Origin of the sequence: Wolbachia endosymbiont (group A) of Bibio marci (assembly GCF_947251645.1) — a bacterium.
GTDB lineage: Bacteria > Pseudomonadota > Alphaproteobacteria > Rickettsiales > Anaplasmataceae > Wolbachia.
The window spans coordinates 133,133-152,642 of sequence record NZ_OX366364.1 but is presented as its reverse complement, the minus strand read 5'-3'; the positions used below and the strand labels follow the sequence as shown (position 1 = coordinate 152,642).

At 34.9% G+C, this 19,510-nt stretch carries 15 protein-coding genes, 1 tRNA gene and 1 pseudogene; 9 read left to right on the top strand and 8 right to left on the bottom strand.

The features are described from left to right. Position 1: 1 nt before the first annotated feature. The 5 genes from OPR48_RS00895 to OPR48_RS00875 all read left to right on the top strand — a co-directional run bounded on the left by OPR48_RS00895 (position 2) and on the right by OPR48_RS00875 (position 7,338). Complete coding sequence (locus OPR48_RS00895) at positions 2-976, top strand: hypothetical protein (RefSeq protein WP_265026182.1); 975 nt, start codon at positions 2-4, stop codon at positions 974-976. A 238-nt stretch (positions 977-1,214) separates the two neighbouring features. Beyond that, a complete protein-coding gene (locus OPR48_RS00890) occupies positions 1,215-1,373 on the top strand; it encodes a hypothetical protein (RefSeq protein ID WP_265026181.1) in 159 nt (52 codons plus the stop codon). Continuing rightward, a complete protein-coding gene (locus tag OPR48_RS00885; RefSeq protein WP_265026180.1) occupies positions 1,339-3,150 on the top strand; it encodes a collagen-like protein in 1,812 nt (603 codons plus the stop codon). Before OPR48_RS00890 ends, OPR48_RS00885 begins: the two co-directional genes overlap by 35 nt. A 1,174-nt stretch (positions 3,151-4,324) precedes the next feature. Beyond that, the gene (locus OPR48_RS00880; RefSeq protein WP_265026179.1) at positions 4,325-5,689 is read left to right on the top strand and encodes an ankyrin repeat domain-containing protein; all 1,365 of its coding nucleotides are present in this window, start codon (positions 4,325-4,327) and stop codon (positions 5,687-5,689) included. Positions 5,690-5,832: 143 nt separating this feature from the next. Further along, on the top strand, positions 5,833-7,338 hold the full coding sequence (locus tag OPR48_RS00875) for a secretion system protein (RefSeq protein WP_265026178.1): 1,506 nt from the start codon (positions 5,833-5,835) through the stop codon (positions 7,336-7,338). 7 nt (positions 7,339-7,345) lie between these two features. On the opposite strand, the gene OPR48_RS00870 is transcribed toward OPR48_RS00875, so the two are convergent. The 8 genes and pseudogenes from OPR48_RS00870 to hemF form a co-directional block, all read right to left on the bottom strand. Continuing rightward, entirely contained in the window at positions 7,346-8,314 is a 969-nt protein-coding gene (locus OPR48_RS00870; RefSeq protein ID WP_265026177.1) for a P44/Msp2 family outer membrane protein, read from the bottom strand. Positions 8,315-8,381: 67 nt separating this feature from the next. After that, positions 8,382-9,617, bottom strand: a complete 1,236-nt coding sequence (gene mtaB / locus OPR48_RS00865; protein ID WP_265026176.1) for a tRNA (N(6)-L-threonylcarbamoyladenosine(37)-C(2))-methylthiotransferase MtaB — start codon at positions 9,615-9,617, stop codon at positions 8,382-8,384. Between the two features lie 25 nt (positions 9,618-9,642). Beyond that, positions 9,643-9,795, bottom strand: coding sequence for a hypothetical protein (locus OPR48_RS00860; protein ID WP_265026175.1), 153 nt, complete (start codon positions 9,793-9,795; stop codon positions 9,643-9,645). Positions 9,796-9,822: 27 nt separating this feature from the next. Next, positions 9,823-10,724: pseudogene (locus tag OPR48_RS07455) on the bottom strand (transposase). Positions 10,725-10,879: 155 nt separating this feature from the next. After that, complete coding sequence (locus tag OPR48_RS00840) at positions 10,880-10,999, bottom strand: WPE palindromic element domain-containing protein (RefSeq protein WP_264688089.1); 120 nt, start codon at positions 10,997-10,999, stop codon at positions 10,880-10,882. A 236-nt stretch (positions 11,000-11,235) separates the two neighbouring features. After that, a complete protein-coding gene (locus tag OPR48_RS00835; protein ID WP_265026171.1) occupies positions 11,236-11,922 on the bottom strand; it encodes a 16S rRNA (uracil(1498)-N(3))-methyltransferase in 687 nt (228 codons plus the stop codon). Positions 11,923-11,950: 28 nt separating this feature from the next. Beyond that, a tRNA-Glu gene (locus OPR48_RS00830) sits at positions 11,951-12,022 on the bottom strand. Between the two features lie 103 nt (positions 12,023-12,125). Beyond that, complete coding sequence (gene hemF, locus OPR48_RS00825) at positions 12,126-12,950, bottom strand: oxygen-dependent coproporphyrinogen oxidase (RefSeq protein WP_265026170.1); 825 nt, start codon at positions 12,948-12,950, stop codon at positions 12,126-12,128. A 160-nt stretch (positions 12,951-13,110) separates the two neighbouring features. Here hemF and OPR48_RS00820 point away from each other — a divergent pair, with 160 nt between their 5' ends. From OPR48_RS00820 to htpG, 4 genes are all read left to right on the top strand, one after another. After that, entirely contained in the window at positions 13,111-15,591 is a 2,481-nt protein-coding gene (locus tag OPR48_RS00820) for an ATP-binding protein (protein WP_265026169.1), read from the top strand. Positions 15,592-15,681: 90 nt separating this feature from the next. Continuing rightward, positions 15,682-16,524 (top strand): ParA family protein, encoded by an 843-nt coding sequence (locus tag OPR48_RS00815; RefSeq protein WP_006280226.1) that lies wholly within the window; start codon positions 15,682-15,684, stop codon positions 16,522-16,524. Beyond that, positions 16,521-17,372: a ParB/RepB/Spo0J family partition protein gene (locus OPR48_RS00810; protein ID WP_265026168.1), complete on the top strand. Its 852-nt coding sequence runs from the start codon at positions 16,521-16,523 to the stop codon at positions 17,370-17,372. The genes OPR48_RS00815 and OPR48_RS00810 overlap by 4 nt, the downstream gene beginning before the upstream one ends. A gap of 231 nt (positions 17,373-17,603) precedes the next feature. Next, positions 17,604-19,508, top strand: coding sequence for a molecular chaperone HtpG (htpG, locus tag OPR48_RS00805; protein WP_265026673.1), 1,905 nt, complete (start codon positions 17,604-17,606; stop codon positions 19,506-19,508). Positions 19,509-19,510 lie beyond the last annotated feature (2 nt).

The window sequence follows — 19,510 nt, the reverse complement described above, 5'->3', positions numbered from 1 at the left end:
AATGTTATCTAATAACTTCCATAATTTCAAAGGGAAAATATTCTTTTCTGCTGACTACAACTACAGTTATAACGATTTCCTAGCATCTGTTTCTCCTCAAGTTGAAATTGAGAGCATGGAAAATGGAAGTAAAAAAATAACTTTCGATCAAGGTGATGGCGATATCGGTGATACTAATAGAGGCTACACGGACTATCAGAGAATATTCACAAAAGAGAAACAAACTGAAAGTCCAAAAGGGCAGGTAAGTGAAACTAAGACAGAAGTTCATAGTACTACTAATGTTGTTGCACAAGTTGCTGAAGAGAAAACTGTATCAAACGACAATAGTGAAATGCAGTCTGATCAGCCAATTCCATCACAAAGTTTAACAAGAACGAAAAGAACAGCTTCAGTGGAGGAGAAAGAGCAAGAACAGGTAGTATTAAAAGACACAATTCTCAAAATAAAAAAGAGTCGCGAGCAGGACTCAGAAGGGAAGCACAAGGCAAATGTAACCATAGATTATAATGATGTGAAAGCCTTGTATGATAGAGCGGAAGGAACAGAAAAGCAATCTGTGTTAGATTTTTGGAACAAACTGCACACATCAGAATACAAGGTTGGTGCTTTGCCGGAAGACAAATACTATTTTGAAAAAGGCAAATTCGTAATCCACGATAGTGATACGAAAAAGCTTATAGTGTTACCTGAAGATAAGGTGTCCATCAAGATAATGAAGGATGGTGATAGTTATAGTTTAGCTATATCAAGTGGTAATGGCAAAGTAATAAGCAGCATTAGTAAAATAGATAATCCAAATTACGAATTGCTGTCAGATTCAAGTCATTTCAATTTAGGGGAGCAAGATAATATTGTATTATCAGATCAACATCACGAATATAATCTTTATCTAGAGAATGGCTTTGTGAAAATGTTTGATTACACAAGCGACCACATTTATCACGACCACAACTCGGCCTACATCTATAGCTAACCCAAGAAAGGTTTTCTTACGTCATACCGCGATTCATTCGCGGTATCTCTTAGCCGCTAACAAGTAGCGGGATGACGGTTGTCAGGCTAGCTGTCATCCAAGTAGCTGACACTGGAATGACAAGAGAAGAATTCTGAAACAACAAGCTTCAAGGAAATCTTATGTAAAATCTAGCATTAACGAAAATTATACTTTTTTCATGCATGCTATGGTTTTTATAATTAACGGAGAGTGTGATATGGTGGCTGGTTTAAGTTTTAAAAAACAAGATAAAACAACTGATGCAACAGCTTTGAGTGAAGTTAAACTTATAGCTTTGGAAGATAAGGCGGGTAATAAATATACTTTGGATATAACCACAAATGATCTTAAATTGGAATACAAACCAACACGGTAGTGCTAAAGTAAGTCATACAGTAAATGGTTTAGCAACAGCTTTAGGAAAATTACTTACTATAGATGGTAGTAATGTTGGTAAATCAGTTCTTGCAGAAGAAGTAGCACAAAAGCCTGTTGTGGATGCTATAACTGCTTCTCATGATTTTACCGATAAAGTATACACTAAAACTGCTGCAGATACTGCGTTTGTTAAAACTGCAGATCTTGCAACAAAAGTTGCAAAAAAAGCTGTTGTGGATGCTATAACTGCTTCTTCTGATTTTACCGGTAAAGTATACAGTAAAACTGCTGCAGATACTGCATTTGTTAAAGCTACAGAGCTTACAGCAAAAGCTGCAGCGAAAGATGTCGTGGATGCTATAACTGCTTCCTCTGATTTTACCGATAAAGTATACACTAAAAATGATGCAGATACTACATTTGTTAAAACTGCAGATCTTGGAACAAAAGTTGCAAAAAAAGCTGTTGTGGATGCTATAACTGCTTCTTCTGATTTTACCGGTAAAGTATACACTAAAACTGCTGCAGATACTGCATTTGTTAAAACTGCAGATCTTGCAACAAAAGTTGCAAAAAAAGCTGTTGTGGATGCTGTAACTGCTTCTTCTGATTTTACAAATAAGGTATATATTAAAGCTGCTCCAGCCGATGAAGTTTATACTAAAACTGCTGCAGATACTGCATTTGTTAAAGCTACAGAGCTTAAAACAAAAGCTGCAGCGAAAGATGTTGTAGAAGCTATATTCGATGCAAAAGATGGCAATGACAAAATCTCTGAAACCAAAATAGGTGCTACTTTTGCTAAGAAAACTGACCTAGATAATAAAGCTAATATTGATGGTACCAATTTAGATGATGCTAAAGTTACTGTTATTTTAGACAAGCTTACAGACAAAGTTGTTAAAACTTCAGAACTTTCAGCAAAAGTTGCAGAAAAAGCTGTTGTGGATGCTTTAATACCAGAATTAGCAAAAGGTGATGATGATAAAGGTATCTATACCAAAAAAGGTGTGGATGATGCATTTGTTAAAACTTTAGGACTTACAGATACGCTAAAAACAGAAGTAGTAAAACAGCCTGTTGTGGATGCTTTAATACCAGAATTAGCAAAAGGTGATGATGATAAAGGTATCTATACCAAAAAAGGTATGGATGATGCATTTGTTAAAATTTTAGGACTTACAGATACGCTAAAAACAGAAGTAGTAAAACAGCCTGTTGTGGATGCTTTAACTGCTTCTCCTGATTTTACAAACAAGGTATATATTAAAGCTGCTAAAGGTGATGAAGTCTATACTAAAACAGCTGCAGATACTGCATTTGTTAAAACTGATGGTTCCAATATTGCAACTCAAGCAGATAAAGGAAAAGCTTTAGCAGATGCAATACTTGCTGCACAAGATAACAATAAAAAATCAGTTCTAGTGGAAAAATTAGGAGAATTTCTTGGTAGCTCAGACGAAGCAAAGTATGATGGTAAAAATAACCAAACAGCAAAGGTATTCTTAGAAGGTAAAGGGCTAAAAGGAGAGAAAGGGGAGCAAGGAGCAAATGGTAAAGATGGTAAAGATGGAGCTCAAGGCCCACAAGGAGAGAAAGGGGAGCAAGGAGCAAATGGAACAAGTCCATCAGCTGCTGAAGTAATTGCTCACCCAAATTTTGCAATTGGTGTAACAGAGGAACAGGTTAAAAATTTTGTGCAAAAGGAAATATCACAAACACAAATCTTTGATATTCCAAGTGATCCAAATGCCCCAATTTCTGCGGATTGGTAATCCAGCAAGTAGTCACGCTACTTGGATGACGTCATACGGTCCTCGGATGACGGAAAAAAGGACTCGGATAACACCCTACAATGTCATTCCAGCGCGTGACGCTGGAATCTAGGTCTTTTTAGCTATCATAGGATGACAGAAGCAGACACTCCACATTGTCATTCCAGTGCTTTGACTACTTGGATCCAGCTGAGTTGGTGAGTATAAAAGTATAGCTTCTACGTCATACCGCCGCGGTATCTCTTAGCCGCTAACACGTAGCGGGATGACGAGCTTATCGCCATTCCACCACAAACCGTCATACCGTGATTTATTCACGGTATCTCTTAGCATAGATCCCGCTAACAAGCAGCGGGATGACGAAGTTATCGTCATGCCACCACGAACCGTCATACCGCCACGGCGCTAACACGTAGCGGGGTGACGAGGCTTTATCGTCATGCCACCGCGAACCGTCATACCGCCGCGGTATCTCTAGATCCCGCTAACACATAGCGGGGTGACGAGGCTTTATCGTCATCCCGCCGCGAACCGTCATACCGCGATTCATTCGCGGTATCTCAGCCGCTAACACGTAGGGGAATGACGGTTGTCGTTTAGCCATAAACATTAAGAAATTTACCAAACGAAAAAAAGGCAAAAGAAGCCCCGATTACTATCTATTTTCAGTATTGGCGTTTTTTAAGTCTTAAACACTGCAATTTAGCTGCTTTTAAATGCAACTCACCTTAGCTTAAATGTTTAAGAAATTTACTAAGCAGAAAAAAAGGCAAAGAAATCCCGTGGTAATTAGTGTTCACTCTCTAATCCTTCAAATTGGCGTACTATACTGTCTTAAACGACTTATAAGCGCGTTTCAGCTTATATGGGTAAAAACCCAGAAATATTGTGAAGACATAAGGTGCACATAGTGCGAAAAATTAAAAATAAGACGCCAAGTACGTTGTTTTTTTGCTGTTTAATCTGCACAGATGAAGATAACTGAATACCTTCAGTTTCATAATAAGGGGGCTGGCGAAGGGTGTCAAGTAAGTTTTTCGTTTCTCAACGCGCTGCCAAAAGTTTGTTATGCAAGAATGCATAGTATCCTAGCCATTTCTCACAGATTCATTTAAACTTAATTAAGTAGAAGTATTATTGAAACGTAAAAGGTTTGATTAGAGATTGAAGTAATATGGCGCGTGAGGAAGATATAAACCAATTAGTAGAAAATGGATTTGATATTAACTCAAAAGATGCAAGTGGAATCACTCTCTTGCACAAGTTCACAAAAGAAGGTGATTTAGTTGGAGTAAAGTCATTACTAGAGCACGAAGCTGATTTCAATGTCGTAGACAATGAAAATAGAAACCCTCTGCATTACGCCATTATGCATGGACACAAGAAAGTTGCTAAACTTTTTATTAATCAACTGACAATTAATTCCAAGGATAAAAATGGATTCACTCCACTGCACCTTGCTGCACTACAAGATGACACGGAATTAATAGATTTTTTGATAACAAAAGGCGCAAAAGTTAATGAAAAAGATGCCAAAGAGGGCTATACTCCTCTTCATATAGCTTCACTATACGGTTCTAAAAAAAGCGTCCAAATTTTAATTGATAGCGGAGCAAATCTCGAATGTGAAGATAACAATTTTCGTACTCCTTTGTTTTTAACCATTTATCAATGCACCGCACATTATGACAGCAGAGCAGAAATTATAGAATATCTGATAAAGAAAGGTGCAAATATAGAAGCAAAAGATGCAGAAAATAACACTACGCTTTTCCTAGCAGCGTATAACAACAAAATGCAAATAGTAAAGCTTATTGCAAAAAAACAGCAAGCAAGTAACGATAAAATTAAACCTAAAGAGTTTATTTGCACAAAAAATAACCATGGTTTTGATGCATTAGATTGCGCTATTGAACATAATAATAGAAAAATGGTAACATTTCTTGTATCAAAAGGAATAGATGCAAATGATCAAGATTTTAATGGCAACGCCAGGCTGCATAAAGCTAGCTATAATGGTAACACTAAAACAGTTAAGCTCTTATTGAAGCTTAAGGTAAACATTAATGCTGTTACTAAATGTAACAGAACTCCCTTGCTACTAGCAGTTAAAAAAGGCCATACAAAAGTTGTGAAAATGTTATTGGAAGTTAGAGCCAATATGAACATTTGTGAGCAACAAGGTTTTGCACCTCTACATCTTGCTGTTCAAAAGGATTATTTTGATATAGCTCAGCTGTTAACAGAAAAAGGTGCAGACCTTAACATTAAGTGTAATAACGGTCATACCGCAATAGATATGTTCATTAGCAAGGCTCATAGCAAAAAAAACATCGAAGAAAATTACAAAAAATTTTGTAGATTTTTGATGCTTTATCTGAAAGAGCTACATAGTAAACACAAAGCCTGTTGTATACTTTCAACCCTAGCTCTAAGCTTAACAATTATAGGCTTACCATTTATTTTCAAGCCTATTATTAAATACAGAGAAAGAAGTAAAATATATAAAAAAACTAAGGCTATGCTGGTCTACATTTAAGTACAAGAGGAGTGTACAAAAAACACATAGCCAGTGCAGGTCAAGCTAATATATGACAATTATCTGCTCGATGAGAACGAAATTAAATACATTTTTAATATTTTTATAGAAATCTATTAGTATAGATTTTGTATGCTGTTCTAATGGCTATTTTTAAATGCTTAATACTCCTCTTCATTATTTCTTGCACACACCTGCCTACTAAGCAACATCTTACTAATATAGACAACGAAGATCATCATAATATAGGTGAGCACGATTATTCGTTGCAACAATATAACACCTCTTTGGAAAGTAATGAACCGGCAATACCGGAAATTATACCTTTACCAGTAGAGTTTCCCGATCTTACAACCAGTAATCAGCTTATTTCTATTAATGTTAGTGAAGAAGTATCAGTAAAGGATTTGCTGATTGAGATAGGAAAACTTTCTGACGTTAACTTGGACATAGATCCCAAAATATCAGGTAATATTATTTTAAAGCTAAAAGATAAGAATATAAACGAAGTAATGCAGAGTATAGCCAACAGCGCCAAATTGTGTTACTCAACAAATAATGATGTAATTAGAATTGAGCAGGACTTGCCATACGCACAAAATTATTACGTAGACTTCATCAATATTCAACACTCTGCTCAAAGCAGTTTTGTCATTAGTAACAATATTACCAACAGTGATGGAAATAACGCTGATAGGGACTATAATAATGTTATGAAGTCTCAATATAGTAGTGACTTATGGAATTCATTAGAAAAAGGTTTGAATGCAATAATGGATGTTAACGGGGTGGATGATGGCGAATTCCTTTCATCCAACAGAGAAGCTGGTGTTATTATTTTGAATGCTAGAAAGGATATTCACAAAGCTGTTGAAGAGTATATTAATAAGGTTAAGAAGTTAGCGTCTTCTCAAGTAATGATAGAGGCAAAAATAGTTGAAGTTGTGTTAGATGACAAATATCTTTCTGGTATAAACTTAAATGACTTACGCGATGGAACTCAGTCTATAATAAGTCAAGATAACTCCATTATTAACCTAGTAATGAACTTTGGTGCGAGTGATCTAGGAGATTTAGTAAGAAATTTAGACAAATTTGGCACTTCAAGTGTAATTTCAAGCCCCAGAGTACATGCTATAAATAATCAGCAAGCGATGATTTCATTTACTAAAAACCATATTTATTTTACTTCCGACATACAAAAAGATACTAGAGATTCTAATCAGACCTTAATTACCAAGATGAATAGCGTCCCAATAGGTGTTGTGCTAATAATCCACCCAAGCATTAACATTGATACTAGTGAAATATTCATGGATATACATCCAACTTTATCAAGAATTAACGGCTACGTTAAAGATCCAGATATAGAGTACGTCGCACAGCAGAGTAAAATGAAATTAAATAGCGACATTCCAATTGTTGAAATCAGAGAAATGAACTCTATGTTAAAAATTAAGAGCGGTGAAATTATGGTAATCGGCGGGCTTATAGAACATAGAGAAGATAAGCAAAGCTTATTACATCAGAAGTCAAAAAGGCTAGCGAATAATATTAGAACAGTAGAAACTGTCATTTTTTTAAAAGCAACAATCGTACCAACATTTGGTTTGTTAGATAGAAAAGATAAGAATTTATATATATATTAAATCATTACTAAAAATTAAATATCAAACCAATTTCAATATTGTGAGTAGATATTTCATCTGCAATAGGTGTCGGAATGCTAAAATAACGATAGCCGAGAAAGGTTTTGACTTCTGGGATTATTGAATAATTAACACCAAGTTTTATTTGATAAGCAAAGCAAGGAAGATTAAGTGGCATTGAATTTTGGGGTGACCCACTAATCCTTTTTAATCTAAAAACTGTTGGCCCTATACCAAGACCGATGTACGGAGCAAATTGTGTACCCTGAATGCTGGGATTATAATAGAAGTTTAACAAAAACGCAAATACACTTGCTGATTTATCAAATACCGGAGGAGAATTACTATCTTCAATATTGGCTCTAGAATACATGGTTTCAAAATCAACTCGGCCATTTTCTCCAGCATAGTAACCTAAAGATATGCTGTTAAGCCATTGGAAATTAATTTTACCGTTAAACTGCCGTATACTCTCAATTTCATCTACTAATCCCTTTTTTATTAACCCTGATATTGCATTTTCTATCCAAGAACTATTAGGATCATCTGCATTGATTAAACTAATAAATCTTTCTCCTATTGCTTTTATACCCTTTACAAATGTTTCTGAATTATCATGGTATACCTTACCACCGTTAGCGCTAACATAAAAATCAAGTTTTTTTGATTTTTCTTTTGTAATCTGCTCATTATCAGCTTGATCTGCAATAAGTGACCACATATTTTTCTGATTAGCTACTTGGAGAATAGAAGGTTGTTCAATAGGACTACTTTCAAGTTCTTGATATTTTAAATCATTTATTAGTATTTCTTTTTCAGTAATCTCTTCAGAACGTATTACACTTTCATTATTGTCTGTTTCTAATTTTAAGGGTTGTACTTGCTCAATGTGTGTACTATTACTAATATAAGTAATAAAAAAATAGACACATGGAATGAAAATTAAAAATAAAGCAATAGATATTTTAGTTATCACAAATGAACCCATAATTATCATTTATAGTATAACTACTATATCATATATTTCTTTAATGTACAAAAAATTAAGGTAAGATACTTCCGATTAGATAATTATTTTCCACTCTTTTAACATTAACTTTCACAATACTCTTGGCTTGAGCTTTTGATTCAAGCTTTACTAATGCAAAATTTTCTGTTCTACCGATATGATTTTGCTCAACCAGAACACTTTGTTCAGTGCCTATCAAAGATTGATAAAAGCTACTCATCATTTCTCTATTCATTTCTCTTAAATTTTTTACTCGTTCTTTACGCACATTCTCTGGTACTTGTGGCATTCGTGCAGCAGGTGTATTCTTCCGCTCTGAATATGGAAAAGCATGTAGGTAAACTATATTTGTTTTTCTCAGTAAATCAACTGTATCCTGAAACATTTCATCAGTTTCTGTTGGAAATCCAGCAATAATATCAGCGCCAAATGCTATATTAGGCCTCAAGCTCTTCATTTTATGACAAAATTCTATCACTTGTTCTCTGTTGTGACGACGCTTCATTCTCTTTAGTATTAAATTATTACCAGATTGTAGACTCAAATGTAAATGAGGCATAAGTCTTGACTCATTAGCTATTAAATCCATTAATTCGTCGTCAACTTCAGCAACATCGATAGAGGAAAGTCTTAGTCTCTTCAACTCTGGTATATCTTTTAAAACTCTCCTAATCATTGAACCAAGTGATGGCTTACCCAACAAATCTGTACCAAAGTCAGTAATATCAACACCTGTAAACACTACTTCTTGATATCCATTTTCTATAAAGATCCTGATTTGCTCTATAATACTGTTTATTGGCACAGATCGATTATTCCCTCTTGCCTCAGTAATTGAGCAAAATGTGCAGCTATGATTACAACCATTTTGAATTTCAATAAATGCCCTTGATTTATCTTCAAATCCATTAATTAGAACAGGTTCTGACTTGTTTGCTTGGTTATCACTGACTAAGATTTTATCATCATTTAGTAAGTAATTTTCAGCTTTTAGCTTATCTTGATTACCGAGCACTTTACTTACACCAGGAATATCACTATACGATTCAGGATCCAACTGAACAGCACAGCCAACTACGATAATTTCTTTACTTGGGTCATTTTTATAGATCTTACGTATTTTTTGCTTTACTTGACGTTCTGCTTCGTTTGTCACTGCACAGCTGTGCACCACAACAACATTTTCTCTCTTTGCTTTTTTTAATGCTTCTTTGATTAACTCACTCTCGTAAAAATTTAGACGACAACCAAATGTTATCACTTCATTCATGCTAGTATTCTTTAGACCTTACAATTTAAATTATATCAAACATCCAAGCAAAGTCATTAAGCCTCTTGCATGACCATTGTTTTGGTAGATAAATGCTATGCAAGCAGCGGACACTGGTTTTCATCCAAGAGGGTGTCATCCAAGTAGCCGACACTGGGATGGCTTTGTTGCATAGCAACGTAAGTTTTTTCCAGAGTAAATAATTTTATGCGACTATTTCAAATTTAGGCATACCAATTGCAGTAAATTTGTTCATTAAGTAGCATTTAATAAGTAGTTCCTTCTCTCTATTTGTCTCAGATTTATTCTTAAAACTAAACCCAAATATTCGCTTCAACCTTGAGAAAAATCCTTCAATATACGATCTTTTTCCGTAATTTACTTCTTCTTTCCATCTTTTTATACCATTCTCACCATGTAATTTCATTAACTGAATAGCGGCATTTCTATCAAGCATATAATCCAATTTTGGATGCTCTGCTGCGTTGTTTTTCGGAGGAATTTTCGTTTTTATGCCATATTGATTACACAGCTTATAGAGCTTTTTTTCTATCATAGGCCCTATCTGCATATAGTGCTTTTATAGCATATTTAACATCAAATTTCCCCAATGCTCCATAGTGATCAGACCATTACTGTATTTTGTAGCTATGACTTGTTTGCTCAACATTATGTGCAATTGTTCTTACTTGTTTATAGCCGTGGTACTCTCTATCTTTGCTATTTTCTTTGCTGTGTGTTGTTGTATATACTAATTCCTGTACTGTCTATAGCAATTTCGATATCTTCCATGTTATTTTCTGCAATCATTGATCTTAATATCAAGTTTCTTTTGATGCTTGTGAATAGCTGATAGACCTGCAAATTTTTTCCTATTTGTTCAATGTATCCCTCTAAAAATCCCACTCAAACCTATTCTGAATAGATGGGTTATTATATGTATCAAAATCACCACTTTATTGCTGTAAATATTGTTGCCACCCTGCATTTTGGCCCAATTTCATACCAATTTTCGATAGCTTTATCGATGTAACGAAAAATATTTCCTCTTTTTTCTAGAAATTTGTTATATTCGCTATGGTTACTGACTCTCATTTTTTGTGGCATATTTATCCTTAAATCGCTATTTTATAATGAATTTAGTCAGTAATCACTAGTTTTTCTGCTGCTATGCAACAAAGCCGATCCAGTTTCACCTTATGACGGTGTTATTCCAGTCTGGAATCCAGCTTTCTTTACAAATTCACCAAAAGTGCTTTATTCTATAACGCAAAACCCATACTCACCAAACCCAATGCATTACTTGCAATTAAGTTTCCTGGATCCCAGTGTCTGGGCACTGGGATGACAAGAAAGAGGCTACTTGGATGACACCCTGACAACCGTCATCCCGCTACGTGTTAGCGGGATCTATGCTAAGATACCGCGAATGAATCGCGGTATGACGTAGGGAAACTTAGTCAGCGTTAGCCATACTTTTATACTCACCAACTCAGTATCCAATCTGGATCCAAGTAGTCAGCTACTCGGATGACAGGACTGCTTCGTAGAGAGTCTACAGAGTTTTTGTGCGCGCAACACTGAACCAGATTTCTTTATCTTAGCCATATTTAAAAATCTAGCTACACCAATTGGTGAAAGTTAATGCAGCAACTACAGCAGTATCGACCCTTAAAATTCTTTTTCCTAGACTCAATTTTTGACAAAACTTATCGGCAAGATCAAGTTCATAAGATGAAAAACCACCTTCAGGGCCAACAATAATAGCAACATTTTTTTTGCCTTTCAGCACTTTATCAGCTTTACCTGTTTCATCACATAAAACAAAATTTTTACTCTGGGAATCAGGTAACTCACAAAAGTTAATAGGAGGCAAAATCTCTGGTATACTCATCCTACCGGATTGTTCCGCAGCTTCGATTGCCTGTAATTTTGCTCTACTTAGGTTAATGTTTTTTACTACTGTACGTTCCGTTGAAATAAATTGAATGCAGGTTACTCCCATTTCAGTTGCCTGTCTTACTATGTTGTTCAAAGCAGCACTTTTTACCATGGCACAATACAGGTATAAATTTTCCTCATATTGCTGTTGTTTAGTACATTCTTTGAGTGTAACTTTTGTCAATTTACGCGATATATTAACTACTTCTCCTAACCATTTTCCATCTTTTCCATTAAAAAGAGAGAGATTATCATACTTCTTAAGCCGCATTACATTGCAAATATAGTGACTTTGTTGTGGATTAAGTGCTAAACTCACGCCTTGTGATAAAGCTTCTTCAACATAAAGCCTAATTTTTCCCATTTAAAACTTTAATTATATTCTATTTGAGTGACTCTTACGGGATTTGAACCCGTGTTACCACCGTGAAAGGGTGGTGTCCTAACCACTAGACGAAAGAGTCAATGTTAATAACTCAAGTTATATTGATTATGCACATAAAGTCAATTCAATTGTTTTACGACACAAGCAGTTTTTGTGAAATCCCAATTTGTAATAAGAGTGATTTACACCCACTTAACAAGTGGTGGCATTGACATCATAATTGCATCTGGATTGCCGTCAGTCATTAAACCAAACCTTGTGCCACGATCGTATAACAGATTGAATTCTACATATCTACCACGTTTTATTAATTGATTTTCTCGTTGTTCTTTTGTCCAAGACTTTTGTATATGTTTACGTATGATGTGCAAATAAATTTCCAAAAAGGCTTCACCTACTGCTTTTGTGAACTCAAAATCATTCTCCCAATTGCCAGAACTCAGATTATCATAGAAAATACCACCAATGCCACGCGGCTCTTTTCTGTGTTGTAAGAAAAAATAGTTGTCACATTGCTCTTTAAATTTTGGATAATATCCGGTGTCAAATCTATCACATGTCATTTTGATTAATTCATGAATATACTTGCAATCTTCTTCATTTTTATATATCGGCGTAAAATCCATTCCTCCACCAAACCATTGTTTTGAAGTATATATCAGCCTTGTGTTCATATGCGCTGCAGGGATAAGGGGCGATTGCATATGAGACACTAAAGATATACCGCTTGCCCAAAACTCTCCGTTACTTTCACTTGCACCAGGAATCTCATTAATGGCTGAATCTGCAAATTTTCCGTGTACTTTTGAAACGTTTACTCCAACTTTTTCAAAAACATTACCAAAAATAATTGTAGATTCACCACCTCCACCACCTGGGCGATCCCACTTTCTCTTTTCGATCTTTGGCTCTGCGGATGATTGTTTTTCAATTAATAAGAAAGATTCTATAATCTTATCTCTTAGTGCACAGAACCACTTAAATGCTTGTGTTCTTTGTTTTTCCATAATATCCTCTCGCTAGCTTATTAACATTGTTATATCTGATATTTAAGGAACTTAATTAGATTTGGATGATAATTATCTATCAAAGACGTTAATAAATCTATAATAATTAAATCAATATAATAAAACATTTTCGTATGTACAACGATGCCAAGTAACAATAATGAGTAAAAGATACATAGATAACAAAAAAGAGAACAGGGTTGACTTCATACTAAGAAATTATGGAATGTCAATTGTTGTGATGGCAGTTATTATGCTCTTACCTCCAGTAGCAATATCGATACTCTACTTTTTTGATATATATAGTCAGCATATTAATATAGAGATTAATTTATTAATTAGCATTCTAACAACTCTCTTTATGATATATAATGTAAAACGCTACAGATACCTACTTAATACTATAGAATTTCAAAATGCAATATTTGCAAATGCACTAAATCATAATACAGAATTTTGCCTTATTTTACACAAAGATGAGGGTATTATTTATGCTGATGCAAGGTTCTACGAAAGGTTTCAAGATCATATAGATGATGACATTACGTTGGGCAAGATTCTTGAAATAGGAGATGTTTCAGAAGAAGACAAAAAAGTACTCTATCATGCACTAAAAAATAACTCTTCTGTACAGGTATGCATTTCCTTAAACAAGAAGAATAGAGTATCTAACTTTCTTTTGCTCTTTGAGCCGATACCAGATAATCCCCAAATTACTATAAATAGTAATAAGATTTTAAATTTATCATTAGTGCCAATAGCAAGGCCAGATGGGTATTTTGTGTTAAAAGCAACACAGACAAACAAGGAGCAGATATATGAAGAGTTAATAGAAAAACACAGTATAGGAACTTACATTGCAAATGCCAAAGGGGTGATTTTATCTGTAAATAAAAGATTTTTAGACATATTTGAACTGAAAAAACTGGAAAAAGGTAGCTCAATCAGTGATTTTATATCTCAATCTAAATATAACAATACAACAACCGATAATGAAATTTTGTTTTTTACTATAAGTGGTATTCCATTCAAGGCTTATATGAGCACTGCTATATTTTGTGATAAATACAACCATAGCTATATATATGGCTTTATAACACCAACCGAATCAAATATTGTTGATTATCAATTACACCCTTGTTTTGCAAATTCATCAATTGCTATTGCACAATGTGACATAAATGGCAACTTTGTAAAGAAAAATACGGCACTAATAAAGCTTGCAGGGTCAGATAATAATTCAATCTTTACATTGATATTGGATAGTTATCATGTGAAAATACGTGAATATTTTTCGAGTAATAGAATAAATAATGCATCCTTTGATGTACAGCTCAACGGCGGTAATAACATAAAAATATATTTCAATAAGTTTCTTCATAACAAAATGATCTTCATACTTTGTTATTTTATTGACAATACTGAACACAAAAACCTAGAGATAAAGCTTGAGCATTATCAAAAGATGCAAGCTATAGGGCAGTTAGCAGGTGGTATTGCGCACGATTTCAACAATATATTGACTGGGATAATAGGATTTTGCGATTTGCTTTTACTCCAACATTCAGCTGGTGATCCATCTTTTGGAGATATAATACAGATACAGCAAAATGCAAAGCGTGGATCAAATTTAGTAAGACAATTGCTTGCTTTTTCAAGAAGACAGACCTTGCAGCCAAAAATTATTGATGTAAATAGTACTATAGCTAATCTTTATGAAATGATAAAAAGATTAATAGGTGAAAATATAAAATTTAATATTTATTATGGTAGAGACTTGGGTGCTGTTAGGGCTGATCAAGGGCAATTAGAGCAAGTTATACTTAACTTAGCAGTCAATGCTAGTGCTGCTATGGAAAAGGGTGGAGAATTAACTATACGAACCTTTAATCAAAAGATTGACTCATTAAATTCTACACCTCAGGATATGTTTTCTCCAGACAAGGAAGCGATTGAACATGGAAATTATGTTGTGATTGAAGTAATTGATACAGGATGTGGAATGACGAGTGATACAACTGAAAAGATCTTTGATCCATTTTTTTCTACTAAAGATATTGCTTCCGGTACAGGTCTTGGCCTCTCTACTGTATATGGCATTATTAAACAAACTGAAGGATACATCTATGTTGCTAGCAAAGTAAATCATGGAACTAAATTTAGCATATTTTTGCCCATGGTTTACATATCAGATGAAAATTTGAGAGAGGAAGATAGTGAAGAAATAGAAAGACCGGTAGTAAGTGAAATTAAAGGTAATGGTATAATTTTATTGATCGAAGATGAAGGTTCAGTAAGGGAATTCATCTCTAAAGCACTCAAAAGAAAAGGATTTGATGTAATAGAAGCGAGCATAGGCAGCGAGGCGCTAGAAATAATCAGTAAAAAAAGTCAACACATAGATCTTATAATCACTGATGTAATCATGCCAGAGGTGAGCGGCCCAGAAATAGTTAAAGAAGCATTGATCCATAGGCCAAATATCAACGTTATTTTTATTTCTGGGTATGCAGAAGATGCTTTTTTAAAGAGTGATGACATCAATATAGAAGATTTTCACTTTTTGCCAAAACCATTCACTCTGAATGAATTAGGAGACAAAGTTCAAAGTGTATTACACGAAGCAAAAAAAATAGTCTAATTTTAGTACGATTAGCAACAAAAAAATTTTCTAATGCAAAAGTTTCTTGCATATATACAATAGAATTATTTTATACATAAGATAAAAGGCGTGAGCAAGATTATTGCAATAGTAAATCAAAAGGGTGGAGTTGGCAAAACCACAACTAGTATAAATTTATCGACAGCCTTTGCTGCTGTGGGAAAAAGCACTTTATTGGTAGATCTTGATCCTCAAGGAAATGCTAGTACAGGGCTCGGGATTTCTTATCGTAGTAGGGAAGAAAAAAATATATACAAAATACTACTGAGCAGCGAAAATAAATTGATAGAATCGGCAATTTTCAATATAAAGGAAATTCCAAATTTATCACTAATTTCGTCAGTAGTTGATTTATCAGCTGCAGAAATTGAATTATCGCAACTTGAGCGAGGAAAATTTGTGCTAAAAAGCGCATTAGAGAAGATACGCGATAATTATGAGTATATAATCATCGATTGCCCTCCATCACTTGGGCTTCTAACCATAAATGCTTTGACTGCTGCTAATTCTATTATTGTTCCTCTTCAGTGTGAATTTTTTGCTCTGGAAGGATTAAGCCATTTAGTTAAAACTGTAGAACTGATAAAAAGGAATAACCTAAACCCTTTTTTGGCAATAGAAGGGATAGTGTTAACAATGTATGACAGGCGTAACAAACTCAGTGAACAGATTAAAAACGATATTTGCCAGTATTTAAATGATAAAGTATACAAAACTATCATCCCATTATATGAGACTGTTATTCCACGTAACGTACGGTTATCAGAAGCGCCTTCTCATGGAAAACCCGCTATTGTGTATGATCTTAAGTGTCCTGGTGCACAAGCATATATAAGTTTGGCAAGGGAAATTTTAAAAAAGCACGCGAGCAGTTGTAAGGAAAAGAAGCTAGTGAGTGAGGGCGTGGTATGAAGGATGATAGACGCCTCGGCAGAGGTCTTGCCGGACTCATAGGCGATAATTATGATAATAAAGAAGATCGACAAGAGTATTTGCCTATTTCATTACTGCACCCAAGCAAATTTCAACCGAGGAAACATTTTGACGAGGAATCATTAAGAGAACTTGCAAGTTCAATAGAGAAAAACGGCATTATACAGCCTATCGTGGTACGCAAAGATTCAAATGATGATGGTTACGAAATAATAGCTGGGGAACGTCGTTGGCGAGCAAGCAAGATTGCAAATCTTAATAGTGCACCGGTTATCATAAAAGATTTGAACGACAAGGAATGCTTGGAAGTATCCATAATTGAAAACATACAAAGACAAGATATTAATCCAATAGAAGAAGGTGAAGCTTACAGAAAACTGATAGATGAGTTTTTCTATACACATGAAGAATTAGCTTCAGCTATAGGCAAAAGCCGCAGCCACATAACCAATATGACTCGGATGTTATCACTTCCCTATAGTGTGAAAATGATGATCAATGAAAAAAAATTGTCTATGGGTCATGCAAGAACACTGATTAATGTTAAAAATGCAGAAGATATTGCAGAAAGAATAGTTTCTCAAGGCTTAAGCGTCAGACAAACTGAAAAATTGATAAAAGATTTGCATCAAGGCAACAACCAAAAAGAGCAGAGATATACTAGAAATCAAGATATGACGGTAATAGAAGGCGCTATATCCTCTCAACTTGGTTTAAAGATCAAAATTAATGACAACAATTCTAAGGGTAAAGTTATGATACGGTATAATAATCCAAATGAATTAGATTTAATATTGAAAGTTTTGAATAGGAAACTTGAGGCATAGCTAGTAGCTGCCAGCAAAGCAACAAACCAATATCAACTGTTGGTGTCACCCAAGTAGCTCACAGAAGCGAAAAAGCTGCTTGACACGCTGCCAAAAGTTTGTTATGCAAGAGATCCCATAAATTGGGTGTCATAATAACTACACCCACATTAATTTTGATGTACGTGACCTTGAAAGATCGTAATTCAATACTTAAATTATTAGGATAGTAGGCTAATCATGGAGCTCAAAATGCATAACGTACAAGAAACTGAAAATTTAAAATTTGACGCTGAAGTAGGAAAAGTACTGAATATAGTGATTCATTCACTTTATACTAACAAGGACATTTTTCTGCGTGAGTTAATATCAAATGCATCGGATGCATGTGATAAGTTGCGTTATGAATCTCAACTAAATCCTAATTTGCTAGATTTGAGTGACGAATTAAAAATCACTATCAGCTCCAATAAAGATAAGAACGAGCTATATATCACTGATAATGGTATCGGAATGAACAGACAAGATTTAATAGACAACCTTGGTACAATTGCAAGCTCTGGTACGCAAAAGTTCTTAGATGCGATTAAAAATAGCAAAGATTCAAGCCAAGCTGTGGAGCTGATTGGGAAGTTTGGTGTTGGTTTTTACTCAAGCTTTATGGTTGCATCGGAGGTAATAGTAGAATCAAGAAAAGCTGAAGAAGAAGAATCTTGGGTCTGGCAATCCAAAGGAAATGGGGAATATTCAATAAGTAAATCAGATAATCAAGTCCCTCGCGGAACCAAAATTACGCTCATTATGCGCCCTGAAGAGAATGAGTTTTTAGACAAGTTTCGTGTTGAAAACATTGTCACTACTTATTCAGATCACATAAACTTTCCTGTTGAATTTATAGACGAAGAAGGAAAAAGTGAAAAGTTAAACAGTAAGGCTGCAATTTGGACTAAGCCAAAAAATGACGTTACTCAAGAGGAGCACAATGATTTTTTCCGCAGTGTTGCGCATGTTGGTGGTGAACCTTGGATGATATTGCATAATAAAAATGAAGGTGCAATAGAATATACGAATTTGCTTTATGTTCCCTCTATTAAACCTTTTGATTTATTTCATCCAGATAGACGTTGCTCTGTTAAGTTATATGTAAATAAAGTATTTATCACTGAAGATAATGTACAGATCATACCGCAGTATTTACGTTTCTTGAAAGGTATTGTTGATTCACCGGACTTGCCTCTTAATATCAGCAGAGAAACACTGCAGAACAATCGTGTTGTTGAGCAAATCAGGAAATCCCTCACTAAACGCGCGATATCAGAGCTTGGTAAAAAGGCAAAAGAGAATTTAGAAGAATACACAAAATTCTGGACCAATTTTGGTGCAATTTTAAAGGAAGGTCTTTGCGAAGCTATGCCAACTGATGAGAGAGAGGCACTGCTCTCGATTTGCAGATTTCATAGCACTGGTGATGAGAAATTAGTCAGCATTGATGACTATATAAGCAGAATGAAGCCTGAGCAGGAGCATATCTATTATCTCACCGGAAATAGCCTCGATTCAGTGAAAAACAGTCCGCAACTTGAGGGATTCGTCAGTAAAGGACTAGAAGTGCTCCTATTTGTTGATCCAGTTGATGATTTCTGGACCAGTGTAATTCATGAATATAAAGATCAAAAATTCAAGTCTGTGACTCGCGCTGATGTTGATCTGGAAAAATTCTCTTCAGAAGAAGATAAGAAAGATCAAGAAAATAAATCGAATGAAGAAAAAACTGAGGAAAATGCAGATTCTATACTGCAATATTTCACCAAAGTTCTTGGCAATTCAGTGAAAAGCGTAAAAATTTCCAAAAAATTGACTGACAGCCCTGTATGCCTAGCGGTTGATGAAGGTGCTATGGATCTTCGCATGGAGCGTTTTTTACGCGAACAAAAGCAGCTAAATTACCGCACGCCAAAGGTGCTGGAAATTAACACTAAGCATCCTGTAATAAAGAGTATAATGAAATCTTATGCTGAAAGTGGTGAAAACCCAACATTGGAGGACATGGTTCACTTATTGTTTTACCAAGCTTGCATCGTGGAAGGCGAAGAGATGGATGACGCGAGCAGCTTTGCTAAGAGACTGAATAATTTGCTTGGCAAGATTTCTGTTTAATG

What these genes read in the sequence shown, in the direction of transcription:
- OPR48_RS00895 (WP_265026182.1), top strand. Translation starts at nt 2, where the DNA reads ATGTTATCTAATAACTTCCATAATTTCAAAGGGAAAATATTCTTTTCT.
- OPR48_RS00890 (WP_265026181.1), top strand. Translation starts at nt 1,215, where the DNA reads ATGGTGGCTGGTTTAAGTTTTAAAAAACAAGATAAAACAACTGATGCA.
- OPR48_RS00885 (WP_265026180.1), top strand. Translation starts at nt 1,339, where the DNA reads ATGATCTTAAATTGGAATACAAACCAACACGGTAGTGCTAAAGTAAGT.
- OPR48_RS00880 (WP_265026179.1), top strand. Translation starts at nt 4,325, where the DNA reads ATGGCGCGTGAGGAAGATATAAACCAATTAGTAGAAAATGGATTTGAT.
- OPR48_RS00875 (WP_265026178.1), top strand. Translation starts at nt 5,833, where the DNA reads ATGGCTATTTTTAAATGCTTAATACTCCTCTTCATTATTTCTTGCACA.
- mtaB (WP_265026176.1), bottom strand. Translation starts at nt 9,617, where the DNA reads ATGAATGAAGTGATAACATTTGGTTGTCGTCTAAATTTTTACGAGAGT.
- OPR48_RS00835 (WP_265026171.1), bottom strand. Translation starts at nt 11,922, where the DNA reads ATGGGAAAAATTAGGCTTTATGTTGAAGAAGCTTTATCACAAGGCGTG.
- hemF (WP_265026170.1), bottom strand. Translation starts at nt 12,950, where the DNA reads ATGGAAAAACAAAGAACACAAGCATTTAAGTGGTTCTGTGCACTAAGA.
- OPR48_RS00820 (WP_265026169.1), top strand. Translation starts at nt 13,111, where the DNA reads ATGAGTAAAAGATACATAGATAACAAAAAAGAGAACAGGGTTGACTTC.
- OPR48_RS00810 (WP_265026168.1), top strand. Translation starts at nt 16,521, where the DNA reads ATGAAGGATGATAGACGCCTCGGCAGAGGTCTTGCCGGACTCATAGGC.
- htpG (WP_265026673.1), top strand. Translation starts at nt 17,604, where the DNA reads ATGCATAACGTACAAGAAACTGAAAATTTAAAATTTGACGCTGAAGTA.